The sequence below is a fragment of the Polyangium spumosum genome, assembly GCF_009649845.1.
In the GTDB taxonomy this organism is placed as follows: Bacteria; Myxococcota_A; Polyangia; order Polyangiales; family Polyangiaceae; genus Polyangium; species Polyangium spumosum.
In genome coordinates, this window is record NZ_WJIE01000030.1 from 1 (window position 1) to 21,296 (window position 21,296).

Annotated in this window: 20 protein-coding genes and 1 pseudogene; 7 read left to right on the plus strand and 14 right to left on the minus strand. The window is 69.7% G+C overall.

Annotated elements, in window-relative coordinates; genetic code table 11:
• Nucleotides 1-247: 247 nt before the first annotated feature.
• The 5 genes and pseudogenes from GF068_RS41580 to GF068_RS41600 all read right to left on the minus strand — a co-directional run bounded on the left by GF068_RS41580 (nucleotide 248) and on the right by GF068_RS41600 (nucleotide 5,188).
• Nucleotides 248-1,825, minus strand: a complete 1,578-nt coding sequence (locus GF068_RS41580; protein ID WP_153825122.1) for a hypothetical protein — start codon at nucleotides 1,823-1,825, stop codon at nucleotides 248-250.
• Between the two features lie 60 nt (nucleotides 1,826-1,885).
• A pseudogene (locus GF068_RS41585) lies at nucleotides 1,886-2,068 on the minus strand (Rdx family protein); the annotation flags it as partial.
• 104 nt (nucleotides 2,069-2,172) lie between these two features.
• Nucleotides 2,173-3,564 (minus strand): hypothetical protein, encoded by a 1,392-nt coding sequence (locus GF068_RS41590; RefSeq protein ID WP_153825124.1) that lies wholly within the window; start codon nucleotides 3,562-3,564, stop codon nucleotides 2,173-2,175.
• Nucleotides 3,546-4,391, minus strand: a complete 846-nt coding sequence (locus GF068_RS41595) for a lysophospholipid acyltransferase family protein (RefSeq protein ID WP_338046783.1) — start codon at nucleotides 4,389-4,391, stop codon at nucleotides 3,546-3,548. The genes GF068_RS41590 and GF068_RS41595 overlap by 19 nt, the downstream gene beginning before the upstream one ends.
• 164 nt (nucleotides 4,392-4,555) lie before the next feature.
• The gene (locus GF068_RS41600; protein ID WP_206079669.1) at nucleotides 4,556-5,188 is read right to left on the minus strand and encodes a DUF192 domain-containing protein; all 633 of its coding nucleotides are present in this window, start codon (nucleotides 5,186-5,188) and stop codon (nucleotides 4,556-4,558) included.
• A gap of 78 nt (nucleotides 5,189-5,266) precedes the next feature.
• On the opposite strand from GF068_RS41600, the gene GF068_RS41605 reads away from it, so the two are divergent.
• From GF068_RS41605 to GF068_RS41615, 3 genes are all read left to right on the plus strand, one after another.
• Entirely contained in the window at nucleotides 5,267-6,091 is an 825-nt protein-coding gene (locus GF068_RS41605) for a peptidylprolyl isomerase (RefSeq protein WP_240808195.1), read from the plus strand.
• A gap of 63 nt (nucleotides 6,092-6,154) precedes the next feature.
• The gene (locus GF068_RS41610) at nucleotides 6,155-6,706 is read left to right on the plus strand and encodes a hypothetical protein (protein ID WP_153825125.1); all 552 of its coding nucleotides are present in this window, start codon (nucleotides 6,155-6,157) and stop codon (nucleotides 6,704-6,706) included.
• The gene (locus GF068_RS41615) at nucleotides 6,697-8,325 is read left to right on the plus strand and encodes a putative metal-binding motif-containing protein (protein ID WP_153825126.1); all 1,629 of its coding nucleotides are present in this window, start codon (nucleotides 6,697-6,699) and stop codon (nucleotides 8,323-8,325) included. Before GF068_RS41610 ends, GF068_RS41615 begins: the two co-directional genes overlap by 10 nt.
• A gap of 9 nt (nucleotides 8,326-8,334) precedes the next feature.
• Here the strand turns inward: GF068_RS41615 and GF068_RS41620 are convergent, their stop codons facing one another.
• The 8 genes from GF068_RS41620 to truD all read right to left on the minus strand — a co-directional run bounded on the left by GF068_RS41620 (nucleotide 8,335) and on the right by truD (nucleotide 15,723).
• Nucleotides 8,335-9,294 (minus strand): hydroxymethylglutaryl-CoA lyase, encoded by a 960-nt coding sequence (locus GF068_RS41620; RefSeq protein WP_153825127.1) that lies wholly within the window; start codon nucleotides 9,292-9,294, stop codon nucleotides 8,335-8,337.
• A 58-nt stretch (nucleotides 9,295-9,352) separates the two neighbouring features.
• Nucleotides 9,353-10,816 (minus strand): amidophosphoribosyltransferase, encoded by a 1,464-nt coding sequence (gene purF / locus GF068_RS41625; RefSeq protein WP_153825128.1) that lies wholly within the window; start codon nucleotides 10,814-10,816, stop codon nucleotides 9,353-9,355.
• 114 nt (nucleotides 10,817-10,930) lie between these two features.
• Nucleotides 10,931-11,647, minus strand: a complete 717-nt coding sequence (locus GF068_RS41630) for a cytochrome c3 family protein (RefSeq protein WP_153825129.1) — start codon at nucleotides 11,645-11,647, stop codon at nucleotides 10,931-10,933.
• A gap of 73 nt (nucleotides 11,648-11,720) precedes the next feature.
• On the minus strand, nucleotides 11,721-12,191 hold the full coding sequence (locus GF068_RS41635) for a cyclic nucleotide-binding domain-containing protein (protein ID WP_136933370.1): 471 nt from the start codon (nucleotides 12,189-12,191) through the stop codon (nucleotides 11,721-11,723).
• Nucleotides 12,192-12,264: 73 nt separating this feature from the next.
• Entirely contained in the window at nucleotides 12,265-13,194 is a 930-nt protein-coding gene (locus GF068_RS41640; protein WP_240808197.1) for an energy transducer TonB, read from the minus strand.
• Between the two features lie 63 nt (nucleotides 13,195-13,257).
• On the minus strand, nucleotides 13,258-13,719 hold the full coding sequence (locus GF068_RS41645) for an ExbD/TolR family protein (RefSeq protein ID WP_153825130.1): 462 nt from the start codon (nucleotides 13,717-13,719) through the stop codon (nucleotides 13,258-13,260).
• Entirely contained in the window at nucleotides 13,719-14,522 is an 804-nt protein-coding gene (locus GF068_RS41650) for a MotA/TolQ/ExbB proton channel family protein (RefSeq protein WP_153825131.1), read from the minus strand. The genes GF068_RS41645 and GF068_RS41650 overlap by 1 nt, the downstream gene beginning before the upstream one ends.
• Before the next feature lie 91 nt (nucleotides 14,523-14,613).
• Nucleotides 14,614-15,723 (minus strand): tRNA pseudouridine(13) synthase TruD, encoded by a 1,110-nt coding sequence (truD, locus tag GF068_RS41655; protein WP_153825132.1) that lies wholly within the window; start codon nucleotides 15,721-15,723, stop codon nucleotides 14,614-14,616.
• Between the two features lie 116 nt (nucleotides 15,724-15,839).
• Between truD and GF068_RS41660 the strand changes: the two genes are divergently transcribed.
• Nucleotides 15,840-16,595, plus strand: a complete 756-nt coding sequence (locus tag GF068_RS41660) for an SUMF1/EgtB/PvdO family nonheme iron enzyme (protein ID WP_170320000.1) — start codon at nucleotides 15,840-15,842, stop codon at nucleotides 16,593-16,595.
• An 18-nt stretch (nucleotides 16,596-16,613) separates the two neighbouring features.
• Here the strand turns inward: GF068_RS41660 and GF068_RS41665 are convergent, their stop codons facing one another.
• Nucleotides 16,614-18,128 (minus strand): HAD-IG family 5'-nucleotidase, encoded by a 1,515-nt coding sequence (locus GF068_RS41665; protein WP_338046784.1) that lies wholly within the window; start codon nucleotides 18,126-18,128, stop codon nucleotides 16,614-16,616.
• 176 nt (nucleotides 18,129-18,304) lie between these two features.
• On the opposite strand from GF068_RS41665, the gene GF068_RS41670 reads away from it, so the two are divergent.
• The 3 genes from GF068_RS41670 to GF068_RS41680 are packed head-to-tail and all read left to right on the plus strand — an operon-like array spanning nucleotide 18,305 to nucleotide 21,269.
• The gene (locus GF068_RS41670) at nucleotides 18,305-19,195 is read left to right on the plus strand and encodes a ferritin-like domain-containing protein (protein ID WP_153825135.1); all 891 of its coding nucleotides are present in this window, start codon (nucleotides 18,305-18,307) and stop codon (nucleotides 19,193-19,195) included.
• A complete protein-coding gene (locus GF068_RS41675) occupies nucleotides 19,192-19,881 on the plus strand; it encodes an ABC transporter ATP-binding protein (RefSeq protein WP_338046785.1) in 690 nt (229 codons plus the stop codon). Before GF068_RS41670 ends, GF068_RS41675 begins: the two co-directional genes overlap by 4 nt.
• The gene (locus GF068_RS41680) at nucleotides 19,878-21,269 is read left to right on the plus strand and encodes an ABC transporter permease (protein ID WP_153825136.1); all 1,392 of its coding nucleotides are present in this window, start codon (nucleotides 19,878-19,880) and stop codon (nucleotides 21,267-21,269) included. The genes GF068_RS41675 and GF068_RS41680 overlap by 4 nt, the downstream gene beginning before the upstream one ends.
• Nucleotides 21,270-21,296: the final 27 nt, after the last annotated feature.

Genomic DNA, 21,296 nt, shown 5'->3' on the forward strand with positions numbered 1-21,296 from the left:
GCTCGAAGGTGGCCTCGGAGGGTGGGTTGCGGCTCCGCGCGGAGCTCGAAGGTGGCCTCGGGGGGTGGGTTGCGGCTCCGCGCGGAGCTCGAAGGTGGCCTCGGAGGGTGGGTTGCGGCTCCGCGCGGAGCTCGAAGGTGGCCTCGGGGGGTGGGTTGCGGCTCCGCGCGGGGCTCGAAGGTGGCCTCGGGGGGTGATGGGCCGGGCTTCGCCTGGCCAGGAGGGGGCGCTCTGGTCCCCCTCGGGACTAGAGCGCGGTGCACGTCGCGGGCGTCGGGTTCGCCTGGCAGTACGCCGCGTCTTTCGGCGGGCCCACGGTGAGCATCGCGTCTTGCGACACGAGGCGCGGGCGCGGGTTCGGCACGCCCTGGCAGGACTTGCCGTCGGATGATTGCGGCTCGGCGCTCGCGCAGACGCCCGCCTCGTTCGGGAGGCTCCACGCCTGTCCCGTCGGGTAGACGAGGTTCATCGAGTACTGCCCCTCCGGCAGGCAGCCGTAGACGACGTCGAACGGCCGCCCGAACCGCGCCGCGAGGCCCAGCTTCAGGATCTCCTCGTCGGCGACGATCGGCGTCCCGTCCGCGGCCGTCTTGCGGCTCAGCACGAACACGCCCTTCTTCGACGTGTCGACCGGATCGATGCAGATCGCAGCGGGCCGCACCGCCACCGTCACCTCCGGCTGGAACGACTGGAAGGGCGGCACCGGGTTCATCGGATCCGGCATCGCCGGCGGCATCTGCATGGCCGTGGTCGCGAGGTCGCCGAGCAGCGTGATCCCCTGCATGATCACGCGTGGCCGCGCTTGTGTCTCGATCCGCTTGTCGTTCGCGAGCCTCGACGAGACGATCTTCGAGAACACCGACGTCGGGTAGAGCTGCGGCACGAACGGCGACTCGGTGATGTGGTCCTGCGTGTCGATCACGCCGTCGCGGTTCACGTCCTCGATCGCCATGTAGATCGCGGCCGGCGGGTCCTTCACCGGCAGGAAAAACGGCGTCTTCGCGGCGTTGTCGACCTCCTCGGGCGCGACGCCCGCGGCGAGCTTGATCCGGATGAAGGACGCGTCGGTCGGCGGGAACGTGGCGAACTCGAAGTCCGACGGCACCGTGACCCTGCGCGGATCCATGTTGCCGGCGACGCTGTCGTCCACGCTCGACGGGTAAAACACGGGCCGCTCGAGCGGCAGCACCTGCCCGAGCGTCACGCCGACGCCGACCACGCGCGTGCCCGTCGGCGGAACGACGAGCTTGCCCGTCCCATCGGGCTCGCCGACCTCGACCTCCGTGTACTTCGGCGCGGCGCCCATCAGCACCTCCGCGGCGTTGTCGATCGCGCCGCCGCCCACGTCGCCGGCCGTCGGCAGGTTCGAGATGGAGAAGGCCGGGTTGAAGTCGCCGTCGCGATCGTAGAAGCCGCGGATCTGGTAGGTCCCTCCGCTCAGCGGCGCGATGGTCCACGTCCCGCTCGCGGTGACGTGGGGCGCCATCGCGTCGGGGCACCGGAGCGCGCCGTCCTTGTCGAAGACGAGTTTGTCGCGGATGCTCCCGAAGAGCACGTCGCCCGGGATCGCGTCGAGGCTCGCGGGGCCCGTGCCGAGGCCCGAGGGCGGCGGCAGGAGGCGCTTCTCGAAGGCGAGCACGACGGCCGCGCCGACGACGTGGCCGTTTTGCGTGCAGGGCGGCGGACCCGAGTAGGTCAGGGTCCCGTCGATGACACCCGCGGGACCGCTGAACCCGGGGATATCCGGGACGAACGTCTCGGGATCACTGCACCCGACGAGCGCGAGGAGCAGGGCAGGGAAGGGAAGCGCGAGGGAGGGGCGCATCGAAGATAGGGGACCTCATCGACGCACGGCCGTCAAGCCGCGCCCGGTCCTCCGCGGCGCCTAACGCGCGAGCTTCGACATGGCGTCGAGCACCTCCTGGATCTCCGGAAACCGGCCCTCCGCCTGCTTCGAGAAGATCAGCTTTTGATCGACGAGCACGTCGAACTGACTGGGCTTGCCGATCTCGAGCTTGGCGTCGACGTCGAACGCTTCCTTGATGGCGGCCGCGAAACTCACGGCCCGGGGCTTGTAGTTTCAGACGTGGCAGTACTTGATCACGACGTTCATGGGCGCCTCCTCGGGAATCCATGGATGCGGGCGCGCGCGGGCGCAAGGGGCGATGAACGTCACCGGGCGCGGTGTTCGTCTCGCGCGAGCCAGAGGGCGAGCGCGACCGCCAGGGCGAACGCCGTCGCCGCCGCCAGGGCTGCGCGGGCTCGCTTCGAGACCAGCCGGCTGCGCCGCGTCTCGCGTGGGCTCTCGGCAGCGGGGAGGAGATCGGGCTTGGGCGTGGTGACCGAGAGCGTGCCGGGCTCACCGTCCGCGGGCAGAGCTTCGCGCTCGAAGACCACGTCCTCGGCGAGCGCGCGTCGCACGTCCCGGTCGAGCCAGTGCGAGACCCACAAGCGACGCCCCTCGGGCAACGCCATCACGCGGCGGAGCTCGGGCGTCATGACACGCGCCACGTCCTCGGGCGCCGCCTCGAAGTCGTGCAGCAGGCGCGCCGACGCGGGCGGATCACGCCACACGTGGCGCGAGGGCCCGACGAGCACGAGGTGCGTGCGTCGCGCGGGCGTGCGCGGCGGCGTGAAGGCGAGCTCGGCGGAGAACTTCCAGCCCTCGTCTGCCCGCGGGAATTTTTGTGCGCGCAGGATCGCGACCACGCACCTCGCGAGCTCGCGCGACGACTCGTCGCCGTCACGCTCGCCCGGGGAGCGCAACGAAGCCGTGTCGCCCTTCGGCCGGATCGCAGCCTCGATCGTCACCTTCGTGGCCTCGGGGCGATGTTCGAGGAACCGCTCGTAGCAGCGGAGCATCGGCCCGCTCCGCATGCGGAGCGCACGCTCGATCGCCTCGATGCTCGGCGCCGCGTCCTTCGGCGCCGCCCGCAGCGACTCCACCACCATCGGGAGCGCCGCGCCTTCCGGCGGATCGTCTGGAGGCGCCTCCGCGCGCGGCGGCTCGCGACGCGCGACGATCACGCGCGGCGTATCGAACGAGACGTGCGCGGCCGGCGTCATGATCTCGAGGACGTTCCCCGGCGGCGTGACCACGTCGAGCACGGCGAAGGAAAAGCCCCGATCGACGTAGCTCTTGGTCCACGCCGCGTCGAACGGCTGCTCGCTCGCGGCGGGGGCGACGACGAAGCTCGAGAGCGTCGAGCGGTCCATCACCCAGGGCGCCGGGCGAGCCGACAGCCTCCCACGCGTGCGCTGCTCGTGAGGCTCGACGAGCGCGAACACGAGGGCCGCGAGATCGAGCTTCGGCATCGGCTCGACCGTCGGCGTGCTCGGCGTCGGCAGGCCGACGAGGACACGCGGCGAGGCGGGCGCGAGGCGCGCGGCGAAGAGTACGTGCTGCCTGCCGCTCGGCTCGTCGTGGCTCACGATCAGGTAGTCCTCGTGCACCACCGGGGAAGGCGTCGCGCCGCCCAGGGCCACCGCGCCCGCGGGCGAGGTGACCGCGGCGATCGAGAGCACGACGAGCGGGCCGAGCGCCTTCACGAGGCGGGGAACCATCCGTGGCGCCCTTGCTGCTTCAGATCGTTCATCGCCGCCTGCATCGCGCTCCGCACGTGTTCGAAGACCTCCTCCACCGCCTCCGGATCGTCGGCCGCGGAGGGCGGCAGGTTCGGGCGGATCGGCGCGAGGATCCGGGTGTGGATCTTCACGGGCGGCGGCAGGTGCGGCAGCGGGATGCCGGCGATGATGCCCCAGGGCAGCGCCAGGCCGAGCGGCGCCACGTTCGAGCGCGCGAGCTGCGGCAGCTTCAGCGCCTCGGCGATGCGCCGCCCGTCGGTCCAGATGTAGAGCGAGTGATGCGCGCCCACGCTCACCACGGGCACGAGGGGCACGCCGTGGCGCAGCGCCGCGCGCACGAAGCCGCGGCGCTTGCCGAACTCGATCTCGTACCTGCGCGAGAACGGCTTGCACGCGTCGATGTCCCCGCCCGGGAAGACCAGCACGGCCGCGCCTCGATCGAGCGCGCGCGCCGCGTTCTCGGGGCTCGCCGCGAGCGCGCCCGCGCCGTTCAGCCACGCGCCCGCGCCGGGGAAGCCGAAGGGCACGTCGTGCATGAGCCCGTACGCGAGGCGCGCGGGCGAGTGGAGCCGCCAGAACGCGAGCATGTGGCAGAACATGTCCGGCGTGCCGGTCATCGCGTTGTGGTTGCCGACCACGAGCGCGGGGCCATCGACGAAGGGCGCTTCGAGCTCGGTCTCGGCGCGGAAGTAGTGGTCGTAGAGCGTCCCGAGCAGCGGCATCACGCGCTCGATGAAGCGCGGATCGCGGGCCTCGAGATCGTTCGGGCGCACCTTCACGCGCGCCTTCTCCGCGAGCGCGCGCACGCCGTCTCTCAGCGCGTCGACGGGAGGGACTGGTTCATGTGGAACGACGAAAGCAACCACGCATTCCTCGTATACCGAAACCAAGAAAAGCGTGCCAAGACCCGCGCTCCATCGCGGCTCGAAAGGCCGCCGCGCGCGGGGGGGGAAGCGCGCGGGGAAGCGCTTCAGATCCCCTCGAGCCGCACCTTCTGCCCCGCGCGCACCCCGTGTCGACGGGAAAAACCAGCGTTCACCTCGATCACGTAGCGTGACGGACACGGCACCGAGAACGTCGAGTCGTTCATCGTCGGCGTGTTCTCCTCGATGCCCACGATCGTCCCGTCGTCGTCCACGAAGAGCATGTCGAGCGGGATGCACGTGTTGTGCATCCAGAACTGGTGCGGCTCGCGCCGATCGAAGACGAAGATCATCCCGCGCTCCTCGGGCATGTGCTTGCGGTACATGAGCCCGCGGGCGCGCTCGTGATCCCGCTGCGCGATCTCCACCGTGACCGTCTCGTCCTTCGCGTCCGTGAACACCACCTTGCCCTCGCGCAGCACCGGCGGCTTCGCCAGATCGTCGGGCGGGCAAGACGGATCGGGGCCCTCGCGCAGGAGCGTCCGCCTGGGTTTGTCCTCGGTCGGGTGGATGCACCGCGCCCGCGAGGGCTGATTGTCCGCGGGCTCGGCTTCTTGCAGGCCGACGATGGGCGCGGCAGGCCGGTCTCGCGTGGGCGGGACCGGCTCCTCGACGCGCGGCTCGCAGGCGACGACCAAAAAACCCAGCGTGAGGACAGCGTAACGCTTCGTGACGGGCATCGGCTCCGGCCCCTTCGTAGCACGATGCGAGCCCGCGCTTGACCTTCGCCGCGCCTCGCCGCAAGGGAAAGACCTCCTATGAAACTTCCCTCGATCCAGAGTCGTCCCTTCGCCGCCTTCGCGGCGGCTTCTGCCCTGGTCGTCACCGCCTTCGCGAGCGGCTGCGAGTCGAGCCCACCCGAGCCGACGGCGGACCCCGATCGCAAGCCCGCGGCCCAGACGCAGGCCAATAACGGCACGCCCGCGCCCGTCCAGACCTCGCGGCCGCGTATCGAGAGGCCCAAGCCGACGAAGAAGAAGGTCACGGCCAAGCCCGTCGCCGAGGTCAAGCCGAGCGCGGACGACCCGGTCAAGGGCAAGTGGACCCTCGACGACGCCACGAAGGGCCTGCCGGAGGGCAAGACGCTCGTGGCCACCATCGAGACGGACCTCGGCAACCTCGAGTGCACGCTCTTCCACGACAAGGCGCCCATCACCGTCGCCAACTTTGTCGGCCTCGCGCGCGGCGTTCGCCCGTGGAAGACGCCCGAGGGCAAGTGGGAGAAGAAGCCCGCCTACGACGGCACGATCTTCCACCGCATCATCAAGGGCTTCATGATCCAGGGCGGAGACGCCAAGAAAAATGGCAGCGGCGAGGCCGGGTACGTCATCCCGGACGAGGTCTGGGAGGACGCGAACCACGATCGTCCCGGCCTGCTCTGCATGGCGAACCGCGGGCCGAACACCAACAGCGCCCAGTTCTTCATCACGGACGAGGCGGCCTTCCACCTCGACGGCGGCTACACGATCTTCGGCGAGTGCGCGCCCGTCGACACCGTCCACAAGATCGCCTCCGTTCCCGTGGTCCGCGAGAAGCCGGAGAGCCCGCCGGTCATCAAGAAGGTCACCATCACCCGCAAGTGATCTTTTCTGCGCCGCGCCCTCGTCCCCACGGCGCGCGCGAAAAAATTCGGTTACCCTTCCGGCATGCAGAAGCGGCTTATCTTGGTGGCCGCCGCGCTCGGCCTCGTCGTCCCGGCCGCGGGCCTCGGCGGCTGCGGCAGCACGATCGTGCGGGAGACGGAGGGCCAGGGCGGGGGCGGCGGCGAGGGCGGAGGTTTGCCGAACAGCTCCGCGACGGGCCCCATCTGGGACGCGGGCAAGGACGCGTTCGACGAGTACGTCGATCCCGGTTGTCCCTCCACGCCTCCGCCGATCGAGGACTTCCAGTGTGATCCCTTCGATCAACTGAACAGCGGCTGCTTCCCCGGCGAGGGGTGCTTCATCTTCGTCTCGTACCCGGACGAACCCTGCGGCCAGGAGGTCTACGGCGCGTTCTGCGCGCCCGCGGGCACCGGCGTGCAGGGCGATCCGTGCGGCTCGGGCTCGGGCCTCTGGTGCGCGGCGGGGTTCGCTTGCGTCGTGACCGGCTCGGGCACGCAGTGCGTGAAGCTCTGTCCGCTCGATGGCAATGATGATTGTCCGTCGGGGCTCGTGTGCGAGCCCATCGACGTCGAAGGGTTCGGCGGATGCCTGTGAAGCGTACGCGGAAGGCGCGCGGCGGACGGAGCCTGGTCGGGGCCTCGCTCGCCGCGCTCTCGGGCGCCTTCGTGGTCTCGGTGATGGCCGCTGGCGGATGTGGCGCGCGCACGCCGCTCGACGTCGGCCCGCCGCAGCCGCCTTGTTTCGTCGACTCGGACTGCCCGGGGTACAAGAACCTCTGCGAGCCCGTGTATTGCGACCTCGCGGCGGGCGCCGACGCGGGCGCGCCGCGGAACGGCGGGCTCTGCGTCGATCTGCCGCCCGTCGCGTGTGACGACAACGATCCCTGCACCGACGACGCGTGCGTCCCGAAGACCGGGCAATGCACGTACGAGATCGCCACGCGTGACAACGACGGCGACGGCTTCCGCGGCCCGCGGCCCGGCACGCTCCCCGGCGATCCCAACGCGTGCGGCGACGACTGCGACGACAAGAGCGAGCTCGCGTATCCGGGCGGCACCGAGGTCTGCGACGGCGTCGACAACGACTGCAACGGCGTCGTCGACGACGGCGCCACGTACATCCCGCTGCTGAACGATCCCATCCGCCTCTCCGCGGAGGGAGCGTCGCCGTCGGGCCCTGGCGGCCTCGCGTGGAGCGGCACCTCGTACGCGGCGGCATACACCTCGTCGATCTCCGGCTTCTCGATGCGCCTGAGCATGCTCGCCCCGGAGGGCATCCCGCTCGGCCCCGAGGCGCCGATCGTCTTCCAGAACGGCGACAACGCCGGCGGCCCGCTCGTGTGGATCGGCGATCGTTACGGCATCGCGTGGCAAGATCGTCGCAGCGGCGACTACGAGGTCTACTTCACGCTGCTCGACGAGGCCGGCGCGAAGGTCCTGCCCGACACGCGCCTCTCCTTCGCCGAGGGTTTTTCGATCAACGTCTCGCTCGGCTGGACCGGCGCCGAGTTCATCGTCGCCTGGCAGGACGAGCGCGAGGGCCTCTTCGATCTCTACGCCCAGCGCCTCACCATCGACGGCGCGCCGATCGGCGGCAACGTCAAGCTCACGCAGGCCATCAACGTGGGCAACGAAGCGCCGCAGATGGCACCCGGCCTCGCCTCGATCGGCGTCGCCTGGGCGCCTGGCGACGCGACCCAGCACTTCATCCAGTTCCAGGTCTTCAACCAGGATCTCTCACCGCGCTCGCAGGCCGTCTCGCTCACGGACGGCACGAGCGACTCGGTGTACCCGACGGTCGTGTGGAACCAGGATCGGTACGTCATCGCCTGGTACGACAAGACCAAGAACCCGAAGGCGATCTACGGCGCGGTCGTCGACGAGGACGGTAACGTCCTCGTGCAGCCGAAGGCCCTCACGAACCCCGGCTCGTTCCGCTCGCGTTACCCGACCCTGAAGGCCCTCGGCGATCGTGTCCTGCTCGTCTACGCCGACGATCGAGATCAGAACGACGGCTACGAGCTCTACGCCCTCATGCTCAACCAGGACCTGAGCCCCTCCGGCTCCGAGCAACGCGTCACGTTCGCCAAGCGCGACAGCATCTATCCGATCGCCACCTTCGGCCCCGACGGCAACGTCGGCATCCTCTTCCGCGACGATCGCGAGGGCCAGCAGCACGTCTTCTTCACGCGCCTCGGCTGCATCGTGCCCTGAAACGAGCGCTCAGCTCGGACGACGCCGGAACGCGCCCGCCTTGTGCACCTTGCCCGGCAGCGGACGACCGAGCACGCGCTCGGCGACGTTGCCGGCCTCGATGAGTTTGTCGAGGTCGATCCCCGTCTCGATCCCCATCCCGTGCAGCATGTACACGAGGTCCTCCGTCGCCACGTTCCCTGCGGCGCCGGGCGCGTATGGACAACCTCCGAGCCCTCCCACCGACGCGTCGAAGTCGCGCACCCCGAGCTCGAGCCCCACCAGGATGTTCGCCAGCGCCGTCCCGCGCGTGTCGTGCAGGTGCAACGCGAACTGATCCACCCGCATCGCGTCGAGGCATCGGAGCACGATGTCCCGCGTCTGCTTCGGCGTGCCCACGCCGATCGTGTCGCCCAGGGACACCTGGTAGCAGCCGAGCGAGAGGAGCTTCTTCGTGATCTCGACGCTCCGCTCGGCGGAGACCGGGCCCTCGTACGGGCACCCCCACACGCATGACACGTACCCGCGCACGCGCAGGCCTGCTTCGATCGCCGGCGGCACGATCTCCGAGAACACGCTGAGCGTCCGGTCGATCGACTTGTTGATGTTCTTCTGGTTGTGCGTCTCGCTCGCGCTCATGAAGACCGCGATCTCGCTGAGCCCCGTGGCGAGCGCGCGCTCGAGGCCCTTGGCGTTCGGGCAGAGCGCGCTGAAGGTCACGCCCTCGGGCGGACGCATCTCGCGCGCCAGCTCCTCCGCGTCCGCGAGCTGCGGCACCCACTTCGGCGAGACGAAGCTCGTGATCTCCAGCCGCTTCACGCCCGCCGCGACGAGCGCCTCCACGAGCTGCCTCTTCTGCGCCAGCGGGACCACGTTCTGCTCGTTCTGCAGACCGTCACGCGGGCTCACCTCGTAGATCGACACCCGATCGGGCGCGTGGGCGAACAGATCGTGCGGGGCGACGCTCGAGCTCGAGGGGCGATCCGTCATGGGGTGACCATTGTTCGGCAAGCGCGGGCGTCGTCAACGCCCGCCCGCGCACCCGAGGTTAACCATGAACGAGGCGGAGATGCCGCGATTTCGGGCTCGGTGAGAACGGCACCGGGTAGGCGCCCGAGAAGCAGGCGGAGCAGTATCCGTCCTCGGAGGCCTCGCCGCTGCGCGGGGACGCCGGCGCGTCCGGGGAGGCCCTCCGCTCGATCGTCCGCACCGATGTGACGAGGCCTTCGAGCGACAGGTAACCGAGCGAGTCGGCCGTCACGTACTTGCAGATTTCTTCGAGGTTGTGCGTCGCCGCGATGAGCTCGGCGCGCGTGGGCGTGTCGATCCCGTAGAAGCAGGGCCAGCGTGTCGGCGGGCTCGAGATCCGGAGGTGCACCTCGCGGGCGCCGGCGTCGCGCACCATCTTCACGATCTTCCGGCTCGTCGTGCCCCGGACGATCGAGTCGTCCACGATCACCACGCGCTTGTTCGCCAGCGCCGCGCGGTTCGGCGAGAGCTTCAGGCGCACGCCGAAGTGCCGGATCGACTGCTGCGGCTCGATGAACGTCCGGCCGACGTAGTGGCTCCGGATGAGCCCCATCTCGAAGGGCGCGCCGGCGCGCTCGGCGAAGCCCACCGCCGCGGGCACGCCCGAGTCGGGCACGGGCACCACGACGACGTCACCCGCGTCGCTCCCGCCCGGAACGGGGGACTCTTCGGCGAGCTTGCGGCCGAGCGCCTTGCGCACCTCGTAGACGCTCGCGCCTTCGATGAGCGAGTCGGGCCGCGCGAAGTACACGTGCTCGAAGATGCAGAGCTTGCGCGCGCGCGGCGCGAAGGGCCGGAGCGAGCGGGTGCCGTTCGCGTCGACGATCAGCATCTCGCCCGGCTCGATGTCGCGAACGTACGTCGCGCCGATCAGATCAAACGCCGTGGGCTCGCTGGCGACCACGATCGCCTCGGCCTCGCCGTGCGTCAGGCGTCCCATGCAAAGCGGGCGGAAGCCCATCGGATCTCGCACGGCGATGAGCTCGCGCTCCGTGAGGAACAGGATCGAGTAGGCCCCTTCGACCTGCCCGAGCGCCTCGGCCGCGCGGCTCTCCACGCTCGCCTGCGTGCTCGCGGCGATGAGGTGCACGATCACCTCCGTGTCGCTCGCGCTCTGGAAGATGCTGCCGCGCGCCTCCAGTCGATCGCGGAGCGCCTCGTAGTTCGTCAGGTTGCCGTTGTGCCCGACGGCGATCGAGCCACGCGCGTAGTCCACGGCGAACGGCTGCGCGTTGCGGATGTGGGAGCCGCCGGCGGTCGAGTACCGCACGTGGCCGATCGCCCGGTCACCCCGCAGCGCCGCGAGGTCCTTCGGGGAGAAGCCGGCCTGCACGAGGCCCATCGACCTGTGCGGCGTGAGCCGCTCCCCGTCGCTCGTGACGATCCCCGCCGCCTCCTGACCTCGGTGCTGCAGCGCGTGCAAGCCGAGGTAGGTGATGTTGGCGGCCTCCGGGTGGCCATAGATGCCGAACACACCGCACATGCGGCGTCTCTTTAGTACGAAAGCGAGAGCCGGCCACGGGAGGTGGGCCTTGGGGGAGGGTGAGGGACGGAGAGGGCGGAAACCGCGGGAGAAAACCGCACTTCCGGGCGAGCGCTACTTCTTCGCGATGCCCCAGACCTTCGTGATGATGTCGCCCTCGAACGGATCACCGTGGCAGGTGCCGCACTCCATGTCCTTCTTGTCGGCGCGCGAGAGTTTGTCCTCGTACTGCTCGTCCATGAACTTTTCGAGCGCCTCCTTGTTGGAGTGATCGAGGTTGTGCTCGTTGCCGTCGTGGCACGTGTCGCAGAAGACGGCGCCGCCCTTCTCGTCGCGGAGCGCGACGACGAAGTTCTTCCACATGCCGCGCGTGATCTTGATCTTGCGCGTCTCGGCCTTGTAGTCGCCCTCGACGTGGCAGCCGTTGCAGTCCTTGTAGCCGAGCGCCTTCTGGAAGAGCGGCATCAGCTTCTTCTTCTGCGCGAGGGGGATCTTCGGCAGGTCCGCGAGTTTGTCCGGGGCGAGGCCGATCTTCTTGATGTCCTCGAGCATCTGGCTCTGCTTGATGTTCGTCGAGCCCTTGCCCGCCGGGGGCGTCGCCGCCGTCCCGCCCGCGCCCGGGTCCGCGGGCTTCGTGTCGCCGCCGGGCTGCGCGTCGCCCGTGGGCTTCGCGTCGGTGGCGCCGGGATCGGCGGGCTTGTCGGTCTGGGTCCCGTCCGTCTTCTGATCGTTCGCGGTGTCGGGCGGAGGCGTCGAACCGCCGCCGCAGGCCGCAGCGACGCCCGAGAGGGCAAGGATGAAGGCGAGAGCGAGGTGTTTCTTGGCAGCCATGTTGTCTAGGGGAGACAGTACACGACTGGGCCGCGAGGACGGAAGTCCCCGGCGCGAAACGCGCGCACGTCCTTCAGAATTTGCCCGTCACCGTGAGGAACGTGAGCTTGTCGTTCGTCTCGCGGAGCCTCTGCGTCAGCATCCGGACGAAGCTCCAGAGCACCTCGTAGGCGAGGTCCTTGTGCAAGAAGAGCAGGTCCTCGAAGGCGTCCTTGGGCACGGTGAGCAGGCGGCAGCGCTCGTGGACGCGGGCGTCGGCGGATCGGGGCGCTTCGTCGAGCAGGCTCATCTCGCCGAAGACCGAGCCCGGCCCGAGCACCGCGAGCGCCTCCTCGCCCATGCCGGGCACCTCGCGGCTGATGCGCACCTTGCCTTCGAGGATGATGTAGAGCTTGTCGCCCGGATCTCCGTGCTGGAAGATCTTCGTCCCGAGCGCGTGGGACTCTTCGTTGGCGACGCGCGAGATCAGCTCGAGCGCCTGGGTGGTGAGCCCCTCGAAGAGGGGCACCTTGCTGAGCTTCTCGATGCGTTCGGCGACGTCCACGGGTGCGCCGAGGATAATGAGCCGGCGCGCGGAAAGGAAGAAGCGTGGTGACTCGGCCCCGCGTCGATGAGGTTCAGCGCGTGAAGCGCACGCGGATCGGCGGCGTCGCGGCCACCATCGGCGTCCCGGTGCGGTCGAGCGCGGGCGTGTAGCGTCGCGACAAGGCGCAGAGGCGCGCGGCGCGGCCGAAGCCGTAGCCCGGATCGTTCACGACCTTCACGGCCTGCGGGCTTCCATCCGCCCGCACCGTTACGATGATCGAGACGACGGCTTGATCGATCTGCTCGGCGTCGGCCTCGGGCGGGAAGGGACAATCCCACGCCGAGCTGCCGACGAGGCCCGGGGCCTTCGACAGATCCGGCCCCGCGGGCGCGGGCGGCGGACCGCCTTTGCCCGTGCCGTTGCTGCCTTCTTTTCCGTCGAGCGCGGCGGCCTTGTTGTACGTCGGGGTCTTCGCGGTCCCCTGCGCGCTCACCATCCCGTAGCCCGGGCCGCTCCCGTCGCCGCTCACGAAGCCTTGCCCGGTCATGTCGACGGGCTCCTCTTCGTCCGGCTCCTGCGTGAGCACCTTCGCGGCCTGCGAGGGCGGCGGAGGAGGCTCCGGATCCTTGTCGGGGACCTCTTCTTCCGGCGCCGCCTCGGCCTTCGGCGCGGGCACGGGCGGCGGCGCCTCCGGCTCCGGCTCGGGCTCCGGGGGCTTCTCTTCGGGCTTTGGTTTGTCCTCGTCCTTGGGCGTCAGGTCGATGTCGTACTCGGTCCAGAAGTACTCGTGCAGGCCCTGGCGCATCTCCCCGATCGCGCGCCGCATGTCGAAGAGCGCGGTCATCGCCTGCGCGGAGGCGTATCCGTGCGAGAGCAGCGCGAGCACGAGCCCGATCGCCGTGCCCGTCTTCGCCGCGCGGTCCCCGAGCGCGACGACGGGCGCGAGCGGATCACGGTCGCGCTCGGCGGTGTGGTGGAACTGGCTTTCCCCCATCACGACTCTGTTCGCCGCCGAGCTCATGATCGTCTTATCTCCAAGGTTCGGTCGTGGAGCTCCGCGAGGTCTCTCGGAGCTCCGAAGCTATCACGGCGTCACGGGCGTGGGCGGCGGGGCAGGGGCTGCCTTGCCGTCCTCCGCGGGCACGGGCGTCACGCCGAAGGCGATCTTCGTGATCCCGGCCCGCTTCAACAGATCGAGCGCGTGCAGCACGCGGCCGTGCTGGACCGTCTGCTCGGCGCGGATGACGGCGCGCAGATCGGGCGTCTTCGCCTGCGCCTCCTTCGCGAGCGGGAGCGCGGCGTCGTCGTTCGGCAGCTTCTTGCCGTCGATGACCATGTCCCCGTTCGCGCGGAGCTCCACGCTGAAGACCATCTGCACCTCCTGCCCCGACGCGGCCTTCGGCAGGTCGAGCGGCAGGGCCTGCGACACGATGATCTTCGCCGTCACCATGAAGATGATGAGGAGCACGAGCGTGATGTCGACGAGGGGCGTGACGTTGATCCCCTCGACCATGTTCTCGTCGTTGTTCGAGCTCGACGCGGCCATCAGCCGTTCTCCTCGCTGGACTCCTCTTCGTCCTCGTCCTTCGCGGGGGCCTTCTTGCCGCGCGAGCCGTTCGCCTGCGCCTTCGGCTCGGCCTTCTTCGGGGCCGGGGCCGCGGCGACGGCCACGCCCGCGCCCGCCTCGAGCGCGTCCTTCTCGCCGTGCAGGTGCGCGAGCAGCACGCGCGTCAGCGCCTCGGTGTTCGCCAGCGTCGAGCGGATCATCCGCTGGAAGTAGTTGTTGAAGGCGACGGCCGGGATGGCGACCGCGAGGCCGACGGCCGTCGCGACGAGCGCCTCGGCGATGCTCGACATGACCTGCTGCGGCGCCATGGCCGCGGCCGCGGCCTGCGCGGCCGGCTTCTCGGCGGCCTTGCCGAGCGCGTCGAAGGCGCCGACGACGCCGATGACGGTGCCGAAGAGGCCGATGAACGGCGCGTTGTTGCCGAGGGTGCCGAGGTAGGCGAGGCGCCGCTCGAGCTTCATGCGCTGGAGGGCGAGCGCGCCGGCCATCGCCTCTTCGGCAGCCTTCGGCCCGCGATCGGCCTCGATGAGGCCCGCCTTCACGACCGCCGCCTCCGCCGAGGGCGAGGCTTCCATGCGCTTCTGCGCGGCCTCGATCGAGTCCTTCAGCGCATTGCGCAGGTCACGCGCCAGCACGACCACGTCGTCACGCAGAGACCAGAAGAACCAGGCGCGCTCGAGGATGATCGCGACGCTCACCACGGAGAGCCCGATCATGAGCCACATGACCCAGGCAGCGCCGAAGCCGACCATGATGCGCTGCAGCCACTCGATGAGATTCATCTTCCGGTTGTGCCTTTCACTCGTGGGCCGTTGCAGCCCGAGCTTTTCATCTGGTTTGCGCGCCCCCCGACGAGGCGGGCGCGAAGTGGCGCTAAGCGGGATCGGAAGGTTCGGAGGGGGACTCTTCGCCTTCTTCGCCCTCGGCGGCTTCGCCTCCGCGTAAGGTGGCGTCGGCGATCTGGCAAGCCGTGGCGAGGACCGTTGTGGCGTAGCCCCCCTTCGGTAGCACAAAAGAAACGGTGAGCCCGCCGGATGCGTCGATCGGTCGCACCGACATGTCCGCGACCATCAGGCGCAAGGGACGCCGGGTGCCCTCGCCGAGGGCGCGGAAGGCCTCCAGCCGGCTCGCGTCCGGCAGCGCCGTTGCGAGCACCTCACGCTCGAGCTCTCGCGGCGCGCCCTCGGGCCAGCGCATCTTCGCGCCGAACATCGGCCCCGTCGCCGAGATCGCCCCGGCCTCGGCTCGCGCCTGCGCGTCCTCGAGCTCCCGCCCCTCGGCGGGCACCGCGAAGATCCCGCCCGAATCGTGCTTCTTCGCGAGGTCCCCCGGCAGGATCGAGGCCCAGCTCCCGGCCGCGACCCGCCGCGCGAGCACCTCGTTGAAGAGCATCGACTGCAGGGCCGAGAACAGCAGCCGCTGCTCGCGCCGATCCCGCGGCCCCCGCGCCTCGCCGCGCAGCCAGGCGAGCGCGCGCGTCGGGTTCTTGCCGTCACGCCCGAACCGTTGGGGCCCAAACGAGTTCGGCACCCCGACGCGGCCCGTCTCGAGGAGCTTCTCCCCCACGCGGGCGGCGTCCTCGGGCGCGAGACCTCGCAGCGTGATCGTGAACCGGTTGCCCACGAGGTGCCCCGGCTTGAGCTTGTTCCCGTGCCGGCTCGCCTCGAGGATCTCGACCCCCTGCAGCGAGGCTTCCATGATCCTCGCCTCGGCGTCCTCGATGTCGCCCAGCGGCACCTGGATCGAGATCGTCTGCGTCGTGATCGCGTGCCGATCCTTCATCCCGGCCCAGCCCGTGCCGCGCGGATCGGCGCCCAGGTAATGCGCGAGGTCCCGCGCCACGTCGGGCGTGTTTCTCCCGGTCTTGCGCAGGGTGACGTAGAGGTGCTCGCCCTTGCCGCTCGGCGCGTAGGCGGGGATCTCCTCGACGACGAAGTCCTCGGGGCTCGTGCGGATCGTGGCGATCGGCAGGGGGGCGGACATGGGCGGCAGAGGTTGACCGAAAACCGAGGCCCGTCCAAGCGGCCACGGCGTATTTGCTCCCCGCCTTTGTCTTGGGTATGAGTCGAAGAGGCGGCTCGTTCGTCCTTCGGCTCGCCATGAAGTCCTTCGCCTTTTTCCGCTCTCCTCGGTTCTGGGGCCTCGCGGCCGTCACGCTGCTCGTGGCGACCTTGCCTGCGCCTTCCGAGGCGGAGGCCAAGGGCAAGAAGTGCCCGGGCGGCATGGTGAGCGTCGCTGGCAGGTTCTGCATCGACGTGTACGAGGCGCACGTCGTCGAGATCGTCGGCAAGAACAAGACGAAGCCGCACTCGCCGTACCTGTCCGTCGACGGCCTGCGCGTGAAGGCCGTGAGCAAGAAGGGCAAGGTCCCGCAGGCGTACATCAGCCGCAACCAGGCCGAGGAGGCCTGCAAGAACGCGGGCAAACGGCTCTGCGCCGACGACGAGTGGATCACGGCGTGCAAGGGCAAGAGGCCCACGACGTACCCGTACGGCAAAGAGCACAAGTCCGGCGCTTGCAACGACGGCGGCTTCTCTTCGTTCAACGCGCTCTACGGGGTCGCCGGCGCCCCGCCGCCGCAGGAGGCGTACACGTTCGCGAACATGAACGACGAGCGCCTCAACAAGATGAAGGGCACGGTCGCGAAGAGCGGCGCCTACAGGAAGTGCAGGTCGAGCTACGGCGTCTTCGACATGGTCGGCAACCTGCACGAGTGGACCGGGTCGAAGAACGGCACGTTCCGCGGCGGCTACTACCTCGACACGCACCAGAACGGCGACGGCTGCGACTACAAGACCACCTCGCACAACGCGAAGTACCACGACTACTCGACGGGCTTTCGCTGCTGCAAGTGACGCCGCCCGGCGCCGCGATCAGAGCTCGTGCGGCATGAGATCGCGCGGGCTCCGCCAGTACTGCAGCGGCGAGTACGCCAGCATGTTCGACACGCGCGACGTGTAGATGCAGGCGAACTCCTCGACCTGATCGCCGAAGCTGCTCGGCTCGATCGACTCCTTCAGCAGCGACCCCCAGTAGGGGTGGAAGCGCTGATCGATCTCCCGCTCGAGCTTCGTCGCCTCCGCGTCCACCGCGCGCAGCATCCCGCGGATGCGCTCCACGGCGCGCTTGGCCCGGCCTCGCTCCGCCTCGTACGAGATGCCGATCCCGTTGCCGTTCCCGTGCCCGTTTTTCGCGGCCTGCGCCGCGTCCTCGATCTTCCGCGTCAGGTCCTTGTACCGCTGCTGGTAGTACCGGAGCTGATCTTCGAGCTCGTCCCTGCGCTGCTCGAGCTCCGCGCTCTTCTGGTGCTCCTCGCGGCACATCTCGTGCGCGATCACCTCGGCCTCCATCTCCTGGATGATCATCGCCGTGCGCCAGGCCGACTCTTTCTTGGACCTCAAAATATCGCCGTAGATGTGATCACCCACGTAGAGGATCCGATCCCCTCCGACGCCGAGCGCGGCCTCGAGATCGTGGAGGTTGCCGCCCTCGTAGATCACGCCTCGCTCGAGCGGGTACGTCGCGGGGCGGAGGTTCTCCCCGTCGCGCTCGAGCAGCGGCCTGCGCTCCTGGAAAAACGCCGGCTTCTGCGCCGCCACGATGACCAGATCGAAGTAGTGACGGAAGCTCGGGTACTCCGGCATCGCGTCGCCGAGCAGGTACGTCATCATCCGCTCGGTGTACGGCCAGCGCGAGTTCGTCAGCAGAAACAGCCGCTTGCCCGCCGAACGTAGCTTGTGCAGCGTCGGCGCCAGCAAGGGATCACGCTCGATGAACCGCGGCAGATCCCCGAGCACCACGTCCAGGATGGATCCGTCGCGGTGCGCCTCGTCGATGCACTCGCGGATGTCCGTGAACAACGCCGTGAAGTCGAGCTCGAGCCGCCTCGCCTCGAACGCCTCCACGATCCCCGTGTAGAGCGCGACCTCGCTCAGCGCGTAGAGCGTGTCGATGAAGTGGTAGCGGCCGGTGTTCGGCTTGACCCGCTTCTGGTGGTAGAGCGAGCGGAGCTCCTCTTTCGTGAGCTCCCGCAGGCCGTGGAAGCCTTTGTGGACCACCTTGAAGCGGTCCATCTTGAGGACGTTGCCCGCCTTCTTGTCGATGAGCAGGCCGCGGATCGGGAAGTCGATCGGCCAGTCGATCGCGCGGAGGATGTCCTCGTCGTAGCCGCGCCTGGCGAGCTTGGGGATCACGGCCTCGATGGACAGTTTGTCCATCTCGACCTGGTTGTAGATCGCCAGGGTGTAGTCCATGTCGAACCCCACCCAGTCGATCCCCGCCATCTTGAGGTTGCGGTTCACGAAAACCCGACGCGTGCGCGGGATTCGCGCCGGCGCGGTCGGGGTGAGGTGCCCCTCGAACGGTAGAGAGAGCTGTTCGAACGCCACGGGACCCACAGCCATCCTACCTCATCCGCATCACGGAAGCGCGCCGTCCACGTTGCATGCGTGCGTTCTTGTTCCAGCCCGCTCGTCTTCGCTCGCTCGTCCGCCTTCTCCGTGAGGCCGTGCCCGTCCGGGCTGCGTGCGCTATCGTCCGCCAGCACCTTCCGTCCCAGGCATCCATGACGAAGAACAGGGAGAGTGGCCCTCTGCGGCGTCCCACCTCGTGGTGGCTCGGCATGCTGCGGAGGCGGGCCGAACGGATGTACGAGGAGAAGCTCGATCTCGGCGAGCCCATCGTCTGGGCGTCCGAGGCCGAGCGGCAAGCGGCCATCGCCTTCTTCAACGCGGCCTTCCGCGCCGAAGAGTCGGGCCTGCGCCAGGCCCACGAGCTCGCCGACGAGATCGCCTCGTGGGATCCCGAGCTCGCCGAGTGCTTGCGCCTCTACGGCGACGAGGAGGGCTGGCATCGCGAGCTGCTCACCGAGTTCCTCGCCTACCTCGGCGGCGAGGTCCGCCCGATGGGCCGCGTCACCGGCACGTTCTACCGGCTCTACGGCAAGGCCAAGCGCATCGAGACGATCGTGCTCACGAACCTCATGTTCGAGACCATCGGCTCGACGACCTACCGCCTCGCCTTGCGCCGCGCGCGTCACCCGGCCGTGCGCCACATGCTCACGATCCTCACGCGCGACGAGTCCTTCCACGTCCCGCTCAACGTGCACTTCCTCCGCGAGACGCTGGCGCGAAACCCGGGCACCTCGCGCCTGCGGATGCAGGTGATCCACGACGTGCTCTACGTGGCCCTGCTGCTCTCCTCCTACGCCAGCCGTCGCCGGGCCGAGGCCTTCGATCACATCCCGTTCCGCGTCCTCTGCCGCGCCTACGCCGAGCACCTCGCGCGCCTCTTCGTGAAGGAGGACGACTTGCAACTGCGGCCGCCGCGGCTCCTGCTCTGGATCTTCGGCCTCACGGACGAGGCGCTCCGCGAGGGCGAGGACACGTCGGCCGTGAGCGTGCGCGCCGCCGAAGCCGCCGTCGATCGCGAGCGCGTCGCGGTCAGCGCGTTGTGATTGCCATCCGCACCCGCGCTCTCACGCGCGTGCACGACGGCGGGCGCGACACGCGCCGCGCGCTCGCGGACGTGGACCTCGTCGTCGAGGAGGGCGAGTTCGTCTGCGTCCTCGGCCCGAGTGGTTCGGGCAAGAGCACGTTGCTCGCCGTGATCGGCGGGCTCGATCGTGGCTACGAGGGGCAGGTCGAGCTCTTCGGCGAGGACCTCGGCCGCATGAGCGACGCCGCGCTCGCGCGCCTCCGCGGCGAGCGCATCGGGTTCGTCTTTCAGCACTTCCACCTCCTGCATCACCTCACCGTGATCGAGAACGTCACGACGCCCGCGCTCTTCGATCCACGCGCAGACGAGGAGGCGAGCCGCTCGCGCGCGACAAAACTGCTCGAGCGGCTCGGCCTCGCCGATCGCGCCTTCGACACGCCTGCGGAGCTCTCGGGTGGGCAGCGGCAACGCGTGGCGATCGCGCGCGCGCTCCTGCGCGAGCCGAGGCTTTTGCTCTGCGACGAGCCCACGGGCAACCTCGACGCCGAGACGGGCGCGCGCATCATCGAGCTCTTCGAAGAGCTCCACCGCGAAGAGCGCCTGACCATCGTGGCCGTCACGCACGAAGAGCGCCTCGCGCGCGCCGCGACCCGCATCCTCCGGCTGCACGAGGGACGCGTCGACACGAAGGAGCACGCTCCATGAAGCTCGCCGCGCTCGTCCGCCTCGTGCGCCGTGATCTCGCCCGCGCTCGCCGCGCCCTCGCCGGCAGCGCCTTCGGCATCGCCGCGGGCACGGCCACGCTCGTGTTTTTCCTCGCGCTTGGCCTCGGCGTTCGCGCCGTCCTGCTCGGCGAGGTGTTCCCCATCGATCGGATCGAGCTCGAGCCGCCGAAGGCCAAGGATCCGGGCCTGCTCGGCTTGCTCCTCGGCGGCGGCGGCGAGCCTGCGGGCATCACGGCCGGCGACGTCGAGAAGCTCGAGCGTCTCCCGGGCGCCTCGCGGGTCCTGCCCAAGCTCTCGTTCGCCTTCCCCGCGAGCGCGCGTGGCGGCCGCGAGATCCTCGGCCACGACGTCGGCGCGAGCGAGCTGCCCGGCGACGGCATCGATCCTGCGCTCGCCGCGAGCGACGTGAAGCCCGGCCTCTTCGTCGACCCGCTCGACGCGCCCGGGGCCGCGTGTGTCGACGACGACGGCTGCACGGGCAGCGACTACTGCGAGCGCCCGACCGGCGCCGCCGAGGGGCGCTGCTCGGCGCCCGTGCCCGCGATCGTCAGCCGTTACCTCGTGGAGATCTTCGACAAGACCATCGCCCCGGCGCACGGCTTCCCGGCCGTCGGGGAGACGCTCCTCGGCCGCGCGCAGGGCATCACCTTCACGATCCGCCTCGGCGAGAGCCTGCTCGGCCGCGCCAAGCAGGGCAGCCCTCGCACCGTCAAGGCCCGCATCGTGGGCATCTCGGGCAGCGCCACGGACCTCGGGCTCACGCTCCCGCTCGGCGTCGTGCGCCGCTGGAACCGCGAGTTCGGCGGCGAGCGCGCGGCCGAGCGATACTCGAGCGCCGTCGTCCTTTCGCGCTCGGGCGCCGAGGTCGCGTCGGTGATCGACGCCGGCGCGCGGATGGGTTTGTCCCCGAAGGACACCCGCGCGCGGGACGTCAGCGTCCTCGTCTCGGGCGTGATGGCCTTGCTCTCGCTCGTCGCGGGCGTGGTCCTCGTCGTCAGCGCGTCGAGCATCACGCAGACCTTCCGCGCGCTCGTGCTCGAGCGTCGCGGGGAGATCGCCCTGTACCGCGCGGTCGGGGCCACGGCGGGCGAGATTGGCGCGTGGACGGTCTCGCTCGCGGCCGTCGTGGGCTTCTTCGCGGGTGCCGTGGGCCTCTTCGTCGCGCGGATCCTCGCGCTCGTCGCGGACGTTCTCGCGGCCGAGAAGCTCCCGGACTTCCCGTTCAAGCCCGACACGTTCTTCGCGTTCCCCTTCTGGCTCTGGCTCCTCGGGATGGGCTTCTCCGTCCTGTTTTCGGTCCTCGGCGCGATCGGCCCTGCGCGGGCCGCGGCGAAGGTGGATCCGGCGCGGGCGCTCGCCGGGAGCTAGCGCGCCGCGATCTCGTCACACTTCGCC

What these genes read in the sequence shown, in the direction of transcription:
- GF068_RS41580 (WP_153825122.1), bottom strand. Translation starts at nt 1,825, where the DNA reads ATGCGCCCCTCCCTCGCGCTTCCCTTCCCTGCCCTGCTCCTCGCGCTC.
- GF068_RS41590 (WP_153825124.1), bottom strand. Translation starts at nt 3,564, where the DNA reads ATGGTTCCCCGCCTCGTGAAGGCGCTCGGCCCGCTCGTCGTGCTCTCG.
- GF068_RS41600 (WP_206079669.1), bottom strand. Translation starts at nt 5,188, where the DNA reads ATGCCCGTCACGAAGCGTTACGCTGTCCTCACGCTGGGTTTTTTGGTC.
- GF068_RS41605 (WP_240808195.1), top strand. Translation starts at nt 5,267, where the DNA reads ATGAAACTTCCCTCGATCCAGAGTCGTCCCTTCGCCGCCTTCGCGGCG.
- GF068_RS41610 (WP_153825125.1), top strand. Translation starts at nt 6,155, where the DNA reads ATGCAGAAGCGGCTTATCTTGGTGGCCGCCGCGCTCGGCCTCGTCGTC.
- GF068_RS41615 (WP_153825126.1), top strand. Translation starts at nt 6,697, where the DNA reads ATGCCTGTGAAGCGTACGCGGAAGGCGCGCGGCGGACGGAGCCTGGTC.
- GF068_RS41620 (WP_153825127.1), bottom strand. Translation starts at nt 9,294, where the DNA reads ATGACGGATCGCCCCTCGAGCTCGAGCGTCGCCCCGCACGATCTGTTC.
- purF (WP_153825128.1), bottom strand. Translation starts at nt 10,816, where the DNA reads ATGTGCGGTGTGTTCGGCATCTATGGCCACCCGGAGGCCGCCAACATC.
- GF068_RS41630 (WP_153825129.1), bottom strand. Translation starts at nt 11,647, where the DNA reads ATGGCTGCCAAGAAACACCTCGCTCTCGCCTTCATCCTTGCCCTCTCG.
- GF068_RS41640 (WP_240808197.1), bottom strand. Translation starts at nt 13,194, where the DNA reads ATGAGCTCGGCGGCGAACAGAGTCGTGATGGGGGAAAGCCAGTTCCAC.
- GF068_RS41645 (WP_153825130.1), bottom strand. Translation starts at nt 13,719, where the DNA reads ATGGCCGCGTCGAGCTCGAACAACGACGAGAACATGGTCGAGGGGATC.
- GF068_RS41650 (WP_153825131.1), bottom strand. Translation starts at nt 14,522, where the DNA reads ATGAATCTCATCGAGTGGCTGCAGCGCATCATGGTCGGCTTCGGCGCT.
- truD (WP_153825132.1), bottom strand. Translation starts at nt 15,723, where the DNA reads ATGTCCGCCCCCCTGCCGATCGCCACGATCCGCACGAGCCCCGAGGAC.
- GF068_RS41660 (WP_170320000.1), top strand. Translation starts at nt 15,840, where the DNA reads ATGAAGTCCTTCGCCTTTTTCCGCTCTCCTCGGTTCTGGGGCCTCGCG.
- GF068_RS41670 (WP_153825135.1), top strand. Translation starts at nt 18,305, where the DNA reads ATGACGAAGAACAGGGAGAGTGGCCCTCTGCGGCGTCCCACCTCGTGG.
- GF068_RS41680 (WP_153825136.1), top strand. Translation starts at nt 19,878, where the DNA reads ATGAAGCTCGCCGCGCTCGTCCGCCTCGTGCGCCGTGATCTCGCCCGC.